Source organism: Haloarcula sp. H-hyl6 (assembly GCF_056934455.1).
The window spans coordinates 661,885-675,581 of sequence record NZ_JBRIIK010000001.1 but is presented as its reverse complement, the minus strand read 5'-3'; the positions used below and the strand labels follow the sequence as shown (position 1 = coordinate 675,581).

12 protein-coding genes are annotated in these 13,697 nt (G+C 69.4%); 5 read left to right on the top strand and 7 right to left on the bottom strand.

What is annotated here, in order from left to right; all coding sequences use genetic code 11:
• Nucleotides 1–17: 17 nt before the first annotated feature.
• Entirely contained in the window at nucleotides 18–1,082 is a 1,065-nt protein-coding gene (locus Hhyl6_RS03530; RefSeq protein WP_483737844.1) for a DUF7973 family transport facilitator, read from the bottom strand.
• 499 nt (nucleotides 1,083–1,581) lie between these two features.
• Between Hhyl6_RS03530 and Hhyl6_RS03525 the strand changes: the two genes are divergently transcribed.
• Entirely contained in the window at nucleotides 1,582–2,640 is a 1,059-nt protein-coding gene (locus Hhyl6_RS03525; protein ID WP_483737843.1) for an NAD(P)-dependent glycerol-1-phosphate dehydrogenase, read from the top strand.
• Here the strand turns inward: Hhyl6_RS03525 and Hhyl6_RS03520 are convergent.
• Both Hhyl6_RS03520 and Hhyl6_RS03515 read right to left on the bottom strand, forming a co-directional pair.
• The gene (locus tag Hhyl6_RS03520) at nucleotides 2,637–3,122 is read right to left on the bottom strand and encodes an NUDIX domain-containing protein (RefSeq protein WP_483737842.1); all 486 of its coding nucleotides are present in this window, start codon (nucleotides 3,120–3,122) and stop codon (nucleotides 2,637–2,639) included. The genes Hhyl6_RS03525 and Hhyl6_RS03520 overlap by 4 nt on opposite strands.
• 158 nt (nucleotides 3,123–3,280) lie before the next feature.
• The gene (locus tag Hhyl6_RS03515; RefSeq protein ID WP_483737841.1) at nucleotides 3,281–5,077 is read right to left on the bottom strand and encodes a S9 family peptidase; all 1,797 of its coding nucleotides are present in this window, start codon (nucleotides 5,075–5,077) and stop codon (nucleotides 3,281–3,283) included.
• Between the two features lie 81 nt (nucleotides 5,078–5,158).
• Between Hhyl6_RS03515 and Hhyl6_RS03510 the strand changes: the two genes are divergently transcribed.
• Nucleotides 5,159–6,217, top strand: a complete 1,059-nt coding sequence (locus tag Hhyl6_RS03510; protein ID WP_483737840.1) for a glycosyltransferase family 4 protein — start codon at nucleotides 5,159–5,161, stop codon at nucleotides 6,215–6,217.
• Nucleotides 6,218–6,283: 66 nt separating this feature from the next.
• A complete protein-coding gene (locus Hhyl6_RS03505; RefSeq protein ID WP_483737839.1) occupies nucleotides 6,284–8,143 on the top strand; it encodes a DEAD/DEAH box helicase in 1,860 nt (619 codons plus the stop codon).
• Here Hhyl6_RS03505 and Hhyl6_RS03500 read toward each other — a convergent pair.
• Nucleotides 8,140–8,748: a class I SAM-dependent methyltransferase gene (locus tag Hhyl6_RS03500; protein WP_483737838.1), complete on the bottom strand. Its 609-nt coding sequence runs from the start codon at nucleotides 8,746–8,748 to the stop codon at nucleotides 8,140–8,142. The two genes, Hhyl6_RS03505 and Hhyl6_RS03500, sit on opposite strands and share 4 nt — an antisense overlap.
• Before the next feature lie 133 nt (nucleotides 8,749–8,881).
• Between Hhyl6_RS03500 and Hhyl6_RS03495 the strand changes: the two genes are divergently transcribed.
• The gene (locus Hhyl6_RS03495; protein WP_483737837.1) at nucleotides 8,882–9,064 is read left to right on the top strand and encodes a hypothetical protein; all 183 of its coding nucleotides are present in this window, start codon (nucleotides 8,882–8,884) and stop codon (nucleotides 9,062–9,064) included.
• On the opposite strand, the gene folP is transcribed toward Hhyl6_RS03495, so the two are convergent.
• Together folP and Hhyl6_RS03485 are read right to left on the bottom strand one after the other, a co-directional pair.
• The gene (gene folP, locus Hhyl6_RS03490) at nucleotides 9,057–11,501 is read right to left on the bottom strand and encodes a dihydropteroate synthase (protein WP_483737836.1); all 2,445 of its coding nucleotides are present in this window, start codon (nucleotides 11,499–11,501) and stop codon (nucleotides 9,057–9,059) included. The genes Hhyl6_RS03495 and folP overlap by 8 nt on opposite strands.
• Nucleotides 11,502–11,541: 40 nt before the next feature.
• The gene (locus tag Hhyl6_RS03485) at nucleotides 11,542–12,348 is read right to left on the bottom strand and encodes a hypothetical protein (protein ID WP_483737835.1); all 807 of its coding nucleotides are present in this window, start codon (nucleotides 12,346–12,348) and stop codon (nucleotides 11,542–11,544) included.
• 171 nt (nucleotides 12,349–12,519) lie between these two features.
• On the opposite strand from Hhyl6_RS03485, the gene Hhyl6_RS03480 reads away from it, so the two are divergent.
• Nucleotides 12,520–13,134 carry a hypothetical protein gene (locus Hhyl6_RS03480; RefSeq protein WP_483737834.1) on the top strand — a complete coding sequence of 205 codons (615 nt, stop codon included), beginning with the start codon at nucleotides 12,520–12,522 and terminating at the stop codon, nucleotides 13,132–13,134.
• A 3-nt stretch (nucleotides 13,135–13,137) separates the two neighbouring features.
• Here Hhyl6_RS03480 and Hhyl6_RS03475 read toward each other — a convergent pair whose 3' ends face one another.
• Nucleotides 13,138–13,671, bottom strand: a complete 534-nt coding sequence (locus tag Hhyl6_RS03475; RefSeq protein ID WP_483737833.1) for a hypothetical protein — start codon at nucleotides 13,669–13,671, stop codon at nucleotides 13,138–13,140.
• Nucleotides 13,672–13,697 lie beyond the last annotated feature (26 nt).

Below are 13,697 nucleotides of genomic sequence, written 5' to 3'. Positions count from 1 at the left end.
GGGTAGAAAAGCCCGTCTCAGACGCCGAGGGCCGGGACCCACGCCGACCCAGGGAAGACGCCGACGATGTAGAGGACGGCGATGGTGAACGTCGCCAGCGTGATAGCCGCCGCGGGCGGGTCCCAGTGGGTGTCGGCGTGGGCGTAGAAGGTGCGCTGCCACACCTCGCCCAACAGGGCGCCGTAGATGCCGAACACCGCGGCGACGACGACCACCAACACGCCGTTGGCCGTGGGGTCGCTGGCGACGACGGCGGCGCCGGCAGTTGACGCGGGGAGCGTCATGTGGTGTGTCACCGGTATCTTCTCGACGCCGAGGTTCAGGAACGTCAGCGAGGCGGCGCTGATGCCGAACCCGAGGAAGTAGCTCCCGGTCCGCAACCAGATGTAGCCGCCGAGGACGCCGGTGACGAACCCGATGAGGGCCACGCCGGACCACTTGTACTGGTGGGGGAGCCACGGTTCGACGGCGAACCGCTCTTTGCCGGGTTTGTCCGCGTCGCCACCGACCTCTCCCTCCGCTCGTTTCTCGCCGCGTTCGAACGGCGTCATGTCGAAGAGGCCGTCGCCGGCGACGACGCCGATGATGGAGTACCCCAACAGGACCCGGTGGAGCAGGGCGCTGAGGGTGACGGCGACGGCGATGGGGTCCCACGGGAGCGCGAGGGCGGCGGAGAACTGCGTGATGAGCATCCCGGCGATACCGAACAGGCCACCGACGACGAGGTGACTGGGTTCGGTGCCGAGCGCGAAGGTAATCGCCTTCGCGTTGTGGTAGTCGAACCCTGCGCCCATCTCGTTCTCTCTGGCGGCGTACGCGGCGGCGGCCGCACCGCCCGCGAAGGAGACGTGTGGCCCGAACACCGGACCGAACGCGACCAGTCCGGTGACGTTCGCGGCCATCTCCGCCTGTGCGAACCCGGCGGCCTCCCCGGCGATGACCATGAACCCGGTGAAACAGAACGCCGGGAGCGCCCCCAGCGCCGCGCCGAACGCCCCGCCGGCGAACGCGGCGATGAAGAGGATGACGAGCGTCGAGAACTCGATGCCGAGCACCGGGACCTGTAACAGCGTCGTAATCATGTGTCGCTCCGCCAGTGTTCAACCGGGAACGGCCACGTCGTCGCTCGAACGACACCTCTCGTCGGACCCGTCGTCGATACCTGTCCGCGCAGTTCTGCGTGTATCGCTAGCATTCTGAGTCCTCCGTGTCGGCGGTGCTGGCTACCCAGATTCCCGCCTCGACTGGAAAGATGATTCTATCTGACATATAGTTTGCCACAGATTACCTCACTCGTGTCAGCGCCACGGGTGGAAGCGCGATCACGAGCGACCGTGGATGAGGCGTCGCAGTAATCTCGGATTACGCCGGTTCGACGGTCGTCTGTTCGCACTCGTACTCCTCGCGGGACACCGGCCCCGCCGACGCTGCCGTCGCAGCGCCGGGTGGCCTTCGCGAACGCCCGCCGGGGCGCTTCCGCGTCGGACGCCTTCCCGAGCACACGATGTGGGTGATACGACCACGCCACACGATACCACACGAGAACGAACAATTTTCCCACCCCGGGGACGAGATGGGGGTATGTTCGACAAATCCACGTGGATTCGCCTCCCGCGGAACGTCGTGGTCGGGCACGGGGTACTCGACCAGACGCTCGACGCGGTGGAGGAACTCCACCTCGCGGGCCGACCGCTGGTCGTCTCCAGTCCGACGCCCCACGCCGTGGCGGGCGAACGGGTCAGCGACCAGTTCGCCGACGCCGGCTACGACCCGGCCGAAATCGTCATCGAAGAGGCGAGTTTCGACGCCGTCCAGCGGGTCATCGCCCACGCCGAGGACGTCGACGCGGGGTTCGCAATCGGCGTCGGCGGCGGGAAGGCCATCGACATCACGAAGATGGCGGCCGACGAACTCGGTCTCGGGTTCGTCTCCGTGCCGACGGCGGCCAGTCACGACGGCATCGTCTCCGGTCGGGGGTCGGTCCCCGAGGGCGACACGCGCCACAGCGTCGCCGCGGAACCGCCGCTGGCCGTCGTCGCAGACACCGAAATCCTCGCGGAAGCCCCGTGGCGACTGACCACGGCCGGGTGTGCGGACATCATCTCGAACTACACCGCCGTCCGCGACTGGGAACTCGCCCACCGCCTGAAGAACGTCCCCTACTCGGAGTACGCCGGCGCGCTCTCGCAGATGACCGCCGAGATGCTCGTCGAGAACGCCGACTCCATCAAGCGAAACCTCGAAGAGTCGTCGTGGATAGTCGTCAAGGCGCTGGTCTCCTCGGGCGTCGCCATGTCCATCGCCGGGTCGTCACGGCCCGCGAGCGGGGCCGAACACCTCTTCTCGCACCAACTCGACCGCATCGCCCCGAACGCCGCGCTCCACGGCCATCAAGTCGGCGTGGGCGCTATCATGACCGAGTACCTGCACAGCGGACCGAAGGGCCGCTGGCGCGACGTTCGGGACGCCCTCGCGGCCATCGGTGCCCCCACCACGGCCGCCGACCTCGGCATCGACCGCGAGACGGTCATCGAGGCGCTGACGACGGCCCACGAGATTCGCGACCGCTACACGATTCTGGGCGACGGGATGAGCGAAGAGGCGGCCATCGAGGCGGCGACGGTCACCGGCGTCGTCTAGACGAGTTCGCCGACGGCGTCGGGGTCGGCGTCCCACCGAACCGCGTCGCCGGCCTGCTGTTCCGGCCCAGCCAGTTCCGCGGTGAACACGACGCTCAGTCGGTACACCGTCTCGGCGTCCTCGTCGTCGCCGTTCCGGACGCCGGAGATGTTCGCCCTGACGGCGTCGGTCACGGCGCAGTCGACGCCCGCAGTGTCGCGGACGATGCGCTCGGCGGCGGCCTCCAACTGCTCGCCCGGGCGGGTCTGTCCGCGCGGGAGCATCCACTCGTCGTCCCCCTCGCTGAGCATGACCGCCCCGGACTCGTCCCGGACGATAGCGTGGACGTCCAGTTGGCCGTCTCGCGACAGTTCGACCGCTCGCTCGTAGCTCTCGGCGTCCACCTCGAACGTCGTCTGCGTGACCGCCGTCGAACCGAACTCCTCGTCGAGTCGTGCCAATCGCTCCTCGACGCGGGCCCGGGAGCGGTCGGATACGTCCATGGACCGTGCGTAGGGTGCGAGTGGTATAAAGCCAGCCACTCGCTCTCGACGGCCCTACTCGGCGGAATCGCCCGAGTCCGGCGGGGTTGGTGATTCGACCCGACCGCCCTCACGTGGTCGGTCGCACAGCCCACGGGACGGTTCACGTGCGTCGCGCCTCAGACGTGTTCGTCGAGGAATTCGACGACGCGGGAGTAGGCCTCGATGCGGTTCTCGCGCTTGCTGATGCCGTGGCCCTCGTCCTCGAAGAGTAGCTTCTCGACGGGGACGCCGTGGTCGGCCACCTCGGCGGCTATCTGTTCGGCCTCGCCCACGGGGACCCGCGGGTCGTTCACGCCGTGGAGGACGAACAGCGGCGCCGCGATTCGCTCGACGTCGTTGATGGGCGAGACGGATTCGAGGAACTCGCGGTCCTCGTCCAGCGAGCCGTACTCGGCCTCGCGCAACTCGCGACGCCACTCGCCGGTGTTCTCTAAGAACGTCACGAAGTTGGCGATGCCCACCACGTCGACGCCGGCGGCCCACAGGTCTGGGTACTCCGTCAGCGACGCGAGTACCATGAACCCGCCGTAGGACCCGCCCATGGCGACGATGCGGTCGGGGTCGACCGCCGGGTGGTCGTGTAGCCAGTCCACCCCCGCTCTGACGTCTTTCACCGAGTCCATCCGCTTCTCCACGTCGTCCAAGTGGGTGTAGGCCTTCCCGTACCCCGTCGACCCGCGGACGTTCGGTTCGAGGACCGCGTAGCCACGCGAGAGGAAGTACTGGGTGAGTCCGGCAAAGGAGGGACGGCGCTGGCTCTCGGGGCCGCCGTGGATGTCGACGATGACGGGCGTCTCGCCCTCCGGAGCGTCCGGCGGCAGCGAGAACAGCGCCGGAATCTCGCGGCCGTCGAACGACTCGAACCGGACCACCTCGGGTTCGACGAACGTCTCCTGCGGGATGCCCGCCGTCGACGCGTACGTCCAGCGCTCGCTCTCGCCGGTGGCCGTCTCGACGGTGAATACGTTCGTGTTGACGGTCCGGCCGGTGACGCTGACGGCGAAGCGCTTGGCGTCCGGCCCCCACGCGACGCCGCCGGCGAGGCCGCCGGGGAGGTCGGGCGTCGGGTACTCCTCGATGGTCGTCGGCCCGTCGAAGACGCCGACGGTGAGTTCGTTGTACCCCTCGACATTCCGGGAGTACGCGATGCGGCCGCTCTCTTGGTCGATGGCGACGCCGTCGATGTTCCATCCGTCGCCGTCTCGGACGACGGTGAGGTCGCCGTCGAGCGAGAGGCGGGCCAGCCCCAGCGTGTCGCGCCCCTCGTCCGTGACCAGATACAGCGCGTCGCCGTCGGGGGCCCAGTCGACGCTGACGTACCGCACACTCCCTTCGTGGGGCGTCAAATGGGTCGTCTCGCCCGAGTCGACGTCCAAGACGTACACGTCTTGGTCGAAACTGGAGTGGGCCTCGCTGAGGACCAGTCGCTCGCCGTCGGGCGACCACCCGCCGACGGTGAACCAGCCGTCGCCCTCGTAGACGAGTTCGGCCTCGTCGCCGGTCTCGTCGCGGCCCTGCACGTACACGTCGAAGACGGCCTCGTCCCGGCGGTTGGTGGCGAACGCGAACGCCTCGCCGTCGGGTCGCCAGCCACCCCAGCGGTGCTTGGCCTCGGGCATCGCCGTCAGTTCGGTTATCCGGCCATCCACGTCGAGTCGGTACAGTTGGGTGCGCTCGTTGCCGCCCTCGTCCATCCCGAAGACGAGTTCCTCGCGGGTCGGCGAGTAGTCGACGAAGCTCACCGGTTCGTCGTAGAACGTCCGCTGGTCGGGCCATCCGCCGGGTTCGGAGAGCGTCCAGACCTGCCCGACGCCGGTCGTGTCCATCAGGAAGGCCAGCGTCCCGTCCGGGGAGAACGACGCACCGTAGGCGCTGCGAACGTTGAGGTACCGTTCGAGGTCGTAGTCGTACACGCCTCTCCGGAGGAGTGGCGCGCCCAAAACCCTTGCTGGCGAACGGGTGGATTTTTGAGAACCCCCGTCGAGTCCACGAATATGCGTGTCGCGGTCGTCGCCATGGAGACGAGTCACTACCGGGACACCGAGGAACGCCGCCGCGTCGAACGGGTCGCGACCGAACTCGCGGACGCCGGCCACGAGGTGTCGGTGTTCTGCTCGCAGTGGTGGGGCGGGTTCGACAAGCGCTTCGCGCCCGAGGGCGTCACCTACAGGGCGGTCACCGTCTCACCGACCGTCCCCTCGTTCTGTACGCGCCTGCCCGCACTGCTGGCGAACTACCGGCCGGACGTGGTCCACTCGGTGTTGACGCCGCCCGCCGTGACGCTCGCGGCGAGTCTCGGTGCGACGCTGTCCCGCGCACCGCTTCTCACCGAGTGGTACGGCGACGACTCGCCTCCGGACGGACGCCGGACCGACTGGGCGCTCCGCTCGCCCGACCAGTTCGTCGTCCCCTCGGAACTCGTTCAGACGCGCCTCTGGGAGGCCGGCGCGCCGGACGACCGGACGGCCGTGATTCCAGAGAGCATCGACATGGACCTCGTTCGCGAAGCGGACCCGGCCGACGAGGTGGACGTGGTGTACGCCCACCCGTTAGACGAGAGCGCGAACATGGAGTCGCTGTTTCTGGCGCTGGCGGAACTCCGCCAGAAGGACTGGTCGGCGACCATCGTCGGCGACGGCCCCCTGCGAGACGACTACGAGCAGGAGGCCGCGGACCTCCGCATCGACGACCGGGTGGCGTTCGCGGGCGCGTGCGACTTGGAGCGGCGCGTCTCCATCTACAAGGGCGCGCAGGTGTTCGTCCAGACGGCGTTCCGCGAACACTTCGCCACGGACCTCCTCTGGGCGCTCGCGGCCGGGTGTATCGGTATCGTGGAGTATCAGGCCGGGTCGAGCGCCCACGAACTCGTCGAACAGCGCGACCGAGCCTTCCGAGTGACGAACCCGCAAGAGATAGCCGACAAGATAGTCCAGTCGGCGGGCATGGAGCGCCGGACCGTCGACGAGTCGCTGGCCGAGTTCGACCACGCGGCGGTCCGCGAGGCGTACGAGGCGCTGTACGACCGCGTCGTGGACGAACACGGCCTGTTCTGAGTACGCGGCGAGTGTGTCACCGCCCAGACGAAACCCGTTTGCCGCTCCCGCCCGTTCACCTGTGTAGTGACAGCAGAGGAGTCAGCCGACGAGGACGAGGCCACCGACCCCGCCGTCGAACTCGACGCGGTGTACGACGCCATCGACGCCGTCGGTCGGCCACATCTGACCGCGACCGAACTCTCCCGCAAGACCGACCTGACCCCCGACGAGGCCCGCGAGGCGCTTGAAGCCCTCGCGGCCGAAGGAGCGATTCAGCGACAGGACGTGACGGACGTCGAGTCCATCTGGTACCCCACCGACGTCGCCGAGGTGACTGACCGCGAACGGGTCGTCCTCTTCCCGGACCGCCGGGAAGTCGTGGTGGAACACCCCGACCAGTTCACCCGGGCGCAACTCTCGCAGTTCGCACGCCTACAAGACTCCAACCGCTCGGGCGGCTACGTCTACGAGATTCGGGAGGCCGACGTCTGGGCCGCCCCCCACGAGTCGCTGGAGGGACTGCTCGGGACGATGCGGGACGTCCTCGGCGAGCGGTCGCCCCACCTCGAAGAGTGGGTGACGAGTCAGTGGGAACGCGCCCGCAAGTTCCGCCTCTACACCCACGAGGACGGCTACGTCGTCCTCGAAGCGGAGAGCGACGACCTGATGGGCAACGTCGCCCGGCAGAAACTCGCCGAGGACACCCTGCGGGCACCCATCTCGGACTCGGAGGCGTGGGTCAACGAGGACGCCACCGCCGAGGTCAAGCGCACGCTGTACGAAGCGGGTTATCCGGTCCGCGACGACCGGGAACTGGAGGAGGGCGACGCCTTGGAGATGGACCTCCTGCTTCGCCTGCGGGACTATCAGGCCGACTGGGTCGAGCGGTTCACCGAGCAGGGGTCCGGCGTGTTCGTCGGCCCGCCGGGGTCGGGGAAGACGGTGGCGGCGATGGGGACGATGGCCGCCATCGGCGGCGAGACGCTGATTCTGGTCCCCTCGCGCGAACTCGCAACCCAGTGGCACGACGAGTTGGTCCGCCACACTTCGCTGACCGACGCCGACGTCGGCGAGTACCACGGCGGCACGAAGGAGATTCGACCGGTCACTATCGCCACCTACCGAACGGCCGGGATGGACCGCCACCGGAAACTGTTCGACCAGCGAAAGTGGGGGCTCATCGTCTACGACGAGGTCCACCACGTCCCCAGTCCCATCCACCGCCGGAGCGCCGATTTGCAGACCAAACACCGCCTCGGGCTGACGGCGACGCCCACCCGCGAGAGCGACGACGAGGAGGAGATTTTCACGCTCGTCGGCCCGCCCATCGGCACGGACTGGGGGAAACTGTTCGACGAGGGGTACGTCGCCGAACCCGAAGTCGAGATTCGCCTCGTCCCGTGGGGCGAGGACGGCGAGCGCTCCGAGTACGCCGCCACGTCGGGCCACGACCGGCGACAGGCCGCGGCCAACAACACCGGCAAAGTCGAGGAGATTCGCTACACGCTCGCCGAACACCCCGCGGCGAAGGCGCTGGTGTTCGTCGAGTACCTCGAACAGGGCGAGGCCATCAGCGAGGCCATCGACGCACCCTTCATCAGCGGGGAGACGCCCCACGCCCAGCGAGAGCGACTGTTCGACGAGTTCCGCCGGAGCGAGCGAGACACGCTGGTCGTCTCCCGCGTCGGCGACGAGGGCATCGACCTGCCCGACGCCGAACTCGCCATCGTCGCGTCGGGGCTAGGCGGGTCCCGGCGACAGGGCGCGCAGCGCGCCGGGCGGACGATGCGGCCCGCCGGCGACGCGCGGATGGTCGTCCTCGCCACGCGCGGCACCACCGAGGAGGACTTCGTCCGCCGGCAGATGCGCCACCTCGCCTCGAAGGGCATCCGGGTGAACGAGACGGAGGCCGAAGCGGTCGACCCGCCGACCGCGGAGGACTAGGCCCGCGCCCGCACTATGGCCCACCGCCCGCCGGATTCGGTGGGCACCTCCTCGACGGCGCGCACGTCGAAGCCCGCGTTCTCCAGTAGGTCGCGGTTCCGGTCGGCACCGTGGAAACTCCACGCCATCCGCTCGCCGGAGTCCAACCAGTCGTCGTTCTCGCCGGCCCACGCGCCGGCCCCGACGGCGGCGAGCAACGCCCCGTCCGACCGGAGGACGCGCTCGAACTCCTCGAAGACGGTCCCGTGCTCCGCTCGGGGGACGTGGATGACGGCGTGGAAGGAGACGACGGCGTCGAACGTCGACGCCGCGAAGGGGAGGGTGGCGAGGTCGCCCTGTACGAGTCTCGTCACTGGCCCTCGCTCGGCGGCGGCGCGCAACTGCCCCCGCGAGATGTCGAGGCCGACCACGTCGTGGGTCGCCGCGAGACTGTTGCTCCCCGGCGTCCCGCTACCGCACCCAGCGTCCAACACTCGACTGCCGTCCGCGAGTCTCGACGCCAGCGACGCCACGAGGTCGCGGTCGCGCCCCGCGTCCTCCCGTTCGGCGGTGTAGGTCTCCCCCATCTCGTCATACCCCGTCCGGACGACCTCTCGCTGGTCCATGCCTGCGCTCCAGCGGCGGCCGCAAAGTGTCTTCTGACTGGGTGGTGGTCGTTGGCACACTACCGTCCGTCCTCGGCCGGGCATCTCAACGAACTGAAGATGAGGCTATGGTACTCCGAGACATACGTGGGGTATGGGGCCCGCCATGACCTGCCCCGACTGCGGCGCGCAGGTCGAACGCGCGGACGACCTCGGGGCGGGGCGACGCGTCCATCGACTCGAAGTCGACGACGACGGGACGGTGACAATCGCCGGTGAACAGACGGTGACGCTCTGGCACTGCGCGAACTGCGACCTCGTGGTGGGGTTCAGTTAGGGTCGAACGCCCCGGGGTCCCGGGTCGCCTCGGCGACGTCGACGGCGGCGGCGTTCTCGGCCACGTCGTGGACCCGCACCACGTCGGCGCCGCGTTCGGCCGCGAGCGTCGTCCCCGCGATGGTCGCCTCCAGACAGTCGCCCGGGTCCTCGCCGACGAGGCCGAACAGCGACTTGTGGGAGTGCCCGACCAGAATCGGACACCCCAGCGCCCGGAACTCCTCCAGTCGGTCCAGCAGTTCGAAGCTCTCGGCGGCAGACTTCCCGAACCCGATGCCGGGGTCGACGAGAATCTGCTCGCGGTCCAGTCCGGCCTTCTCGGCCAGCAACACCCGTTCGGTCAACTGGTCGATGCAGTCCTCGACGACGTCGTCGTAGTGGATGTCGCTGTCGGGGTCCACCGGCGTCTCGATGGAGTGCATCACGACGACGGGCACGTCGTACTCGGCGGCGACCAGTCGCATCTCCGGGTCTTCGAGACCCGAGACGTCGTTGAGGACGTCCGCGCCGGCGTCGAGTGCCGCACGCGCCACCTCGGCCTTCCGGGTGTCGACGGAGACGGCCACGTCGCGGTCGGCGAGGGCTTCGACGACGGGGACGACTCGCGCTTTCTCCTCTTCGACCGGCACGACGTCCGCGCCCGGGCGGGTCGACTCGCCGCCGACGTCGAGGATGTCAGCGCCGTCGGCTATCATCTGGTCGGCGCGGGCGACGGCGTCCTCGACGGCGTTGTACTCCCCGCCGTCGTGGAACGAGTCCGGCGTGACGTTGAGGATGCCCATGACCGCGGTGCCGTCCTCCCACGGGTAGCCCCGGCCCCCGTCGTCGGGTTGCTGGATGTCCAGCGCCGCACGCAGTTCGTCGGCGAACGTCGAGAGGCCGTAGGGCTGGCCGTCGAGTTTGTCGGCCAGTCGGCGGTACTGGGCCATCGTCGCCATCGTGACGACGTTCAGGCGTTCCTCGTCCTGGTCGTTGAGGCCGGAGATGGCACACTCGCCGCCGAGCGACAGCAGTTCCTCCTTCAGGTACTGGGCCTGTCGCGGCTGGACGCGCGTCTTCAGGACGCGGTGGACGCCTTTCCCCCGCATCCGCCACGCGCCCGCGTCGGTGACGTGGGCGGCCTCGATGGTCTCACGGGACTCCGCGATGGACTCCACGCGTTTCGGGACCATCGTGCGGGCCCAGCGCGTGCGGGCCTCCCGAACCGCGTAGAGCGACCCGGTGACGAGGACGGCGTCGTCCTCGCCGGCCGCGTCGAGCGCCATCCCGAGCGCACCGGCCACATCGTGTCGCGTCTCCACGTCGGCGTCGGTGGCCGACCGGAACGCCTCGGCGACGACGGCCGGACTCTCGGCGCGGTCCACGTCCGGTTCGCAGGCGACGACGTGGTCGGCGACGGCCAGCGCCTCGGCCGCGCCCGCGTGGTCCTTGTCGACCATCGCGCCGACGACGACGTGCAGGTCGTCGTAGTCGAACGAGTCGAGCGTCTCGACGGTGCGTATGAGGCCGCCGGGGTTGTGCGCCCCGTCGAGGACGACCAGCGGTGTCTCGCCCATCACCTCGAAGCGACCGGGCCAGTGGGCGTTCCGCAGGCCGCGTTCGAGGTCCGCCTGCGCCACGTCCGCGACCTGTCGGACCAGCGTCGCCGCGATGCCCGCGTTGTGGGCCTGATGCTCGCCCAGTAGGGGGATGTGGGTGTCGACGTGCCAGTCCGGGCCGTCGACGGCCACCGCCCCTTCGAGGCCGTCGCGGCCGCCGTAGCTCACCGTCACGTCGTCGTCCGCGTCGTGGCCGACGGTCACCACGTCGCCGGCCTGTTCGCGGACCGCCGCGAGGGCGTCCCCCGTCGTCCCGGTGACCAGCGGCGCGTCGTCGGGAGCGACGTGGGCCTTGTCGGTGGCTATCTCCGCGACGGTGTCCCCGAGGACGTCCGTGTGTTCGAGCGTCACGGAGGTCACCGCGCTGGCGACTGGGTCGACGACGCTCGTGGCGTCGTAGCGCCCGCCGATACCGACTTCCAGCACCGCGACGTCGACGTCCCGTCGGTCGAACTCCCAGAGGGCGAAGGCGGTCAGCGTCTCGAAGAAGGTCGGCGAGTCGTTCTCTGCGCCCCGCTCGGTGACGTACGGTTCGACTGCCTCGACGAACTCGACGAGGGACGCCTCGGACACTTTCCGGCCGTTGATGCGGATGCGCTCGCGCACGTCGTCCAAGTGCGGCGAGGTGTAGAGGCCGACGTCCAGTCCGGCCTCCCGGAGGGTACGCTCGACCATCCGAGCGGTCGACCCCTTCCCGTTGGAGCCGGCAATCTGGACACAGCGGAGGTCCTCGTGTGGGTCCTCGACGGCGGACAACAGGCCCCGCGTGGCGTCGGTGCCGGGTCGCGACGCGAACCGGCGCAACTCGAAGAGGAAGTTCGCGGCCTCGTGGAACTCCATGCCCGGAGTAACCGGAGCCGCGCGCTTTAGCCTGTCGGACCTACCGCTCGTCGGCGTCTCGGCCCCGCACCCAGCGGACGACGGCGCCGCTCACCGCGAGGAAGGCGACGCCGAGCAACGGTGCCACGTCGACGCCACCAGCCCCCGCCGAGGGCGTCGTCTCCGCCTCGTCGGCCGTGGTCTCGGTCTCGTCCTCGGTCGAGTCCGCTCGCCGTTCGCTCACGGCTTTCGGTGCCCACTCCACGCCCGACCTGTCTTCGGTGCGGCCGCGCGGTTCTCCGGTCTCTGCCTCTTCGCCCTCGCCGAGGACCGTGGAGGCGGCGTCGTCGGCGTCCCGGTCGTCGGGGTCCGGCGTCTCTCCGCCTGCGCGCGGTTCGTCTTCGGGTTCGGTCGCCTCGCTCGTCTCGCCGGTCGACCCACCGATGGCACCGGGTCGGTCGAAGGGGTCCGAAGCGACGCCCCCGCTGTCGGTGGCCGGCGGCGGCGTCTCGGCCGTCTCCTCGCCCCCGCCGTCGCGCCGGCGGTACCACCAGATGCCGACGGTCGCTAGCCCCAACAGCACGAACGAGACGCCGACGCCGAGCAGTCCCCATTCCCGGGGCGCAGAGGCATCGTCGTCGGCCTCGGAGTCGGTTTCCGTGCCGCAGTACGTCGTCTCCGCCGCCTCGAAGCGGTCGGCGTCCGCTCTCGACCCGACGTCCGGTGGCCCGTCGTCCGCACTCGGACCGTCCGAGTCCGTCGCCGACGGTTCGACGTCGTCGACGACGGCGACGCCCGGTACCGCGTCGAGCACTCTCGCGACGACGCCGGCGTCGACGTCGACCCGGAGGAAGGTGTAGTCGCCCATACGTACTCCGACGGCCGGCCGACGTTTAAAACCGCACGACGGACGGCAGGGTCCCGGTCGCTCGACGGTGGATGCCCATTCGCAGGTTCAGTACGACCCGTTACCGTGGCTGTAACGCTCCCAAACTCGTTAGGTACCGCTCCGATGCGCCGTGCCCGACTACAGCGTCGCATGCACACGTCGCCGCAGTCCGTCGCCACAGGTGCCGAGGTCTCCGGTGTGGTCGTACAGAGCGTTCTCGAAGGCGTCACTCGCACCTGCGGGAACTTCGAGGGACGGACGCTGGCGTTGCTGGAGCGCAACGGTATCCCCGACCCTGACCCCGAGGAGTGGTATCCGCTCGACGCCTACCGCGGCGTCTACGACGAGTTGCTCGCGACGACCGGACACAACGTCGTCGAGCGCATCGGCGCGACGATGGCGTCGACTCTCGACTGGCCAGCGGGCGTCGATTGCGTCGGTGACGCGTTGGCGGCCCTCGACGCCGTCCACGGGACCCACCACCGCGGCGGCGACGCTGGCGGCTACGAGTTCACGCCGACGGGTGACCGCGAGGGCCGACTCACCTGTACCACGCCGTACCCCGCCGCCCTCGAACGGGGTTTGATTCGGGGTATCGGCCGCCGCTTCGGCGCGGACACGGGGTACGTCGCGGTGGCGGAGACGAGTTCGCACGGTGACGCCGTCACGTTCGACGTCCAGTGGTGGGGCGTGCCGGAGGGCGGCCTGCATTTCGACCAATCGTCGGCGGCGTACGGCGCAGGCCACCGGATAGCGGGCGACTGACTCCTACGTCTCCGTCTCCACTTCGCGGTCGGATTCGGTGACCTCGCCCGGTGGGTCTCCATCGGGCCGTCGAGTCGCCCCGTCGGGGGGTGCCTCTGACCGCTCGGCCTCGTCCAGTAGCGTCTGTAGCTCCGCTTCGAGTTCCGCCTCCGAGATGTCGCCTTCGACGTACCGCTCGGTCAGTTCGGCCTGCCGGTCCTCGACGCTCGGTTCGAACCGGTCGCCGAGTCCGAGAGCGGCGAACGGCGGCAGGAGCGATTCCAGCCGGTGGAGGACGTCTGCGGCCCGCTGACTTTTGGGCAGGGACGCCCTGCTGGCAAGTTCCGAGGCGAGTGCGACGGCGAAGACCACGTCGAGACCGCCGAGGACGAGCGTGCCGAGGACCCACGCGGCGACGGTGCCCAGAATCGGGCCGCCGGTCACGAGCGTCGACAGGGTGGCGACGACGCCGACGACGGCCACGCCGACGGCACCGAGCGTCGTCAGGACGACGCCGGCGAACAGCACCCAGTGGCGGTTTTCGGAGACCCAGCTCACACCCTCACGTACTCAGAGTCACGTCA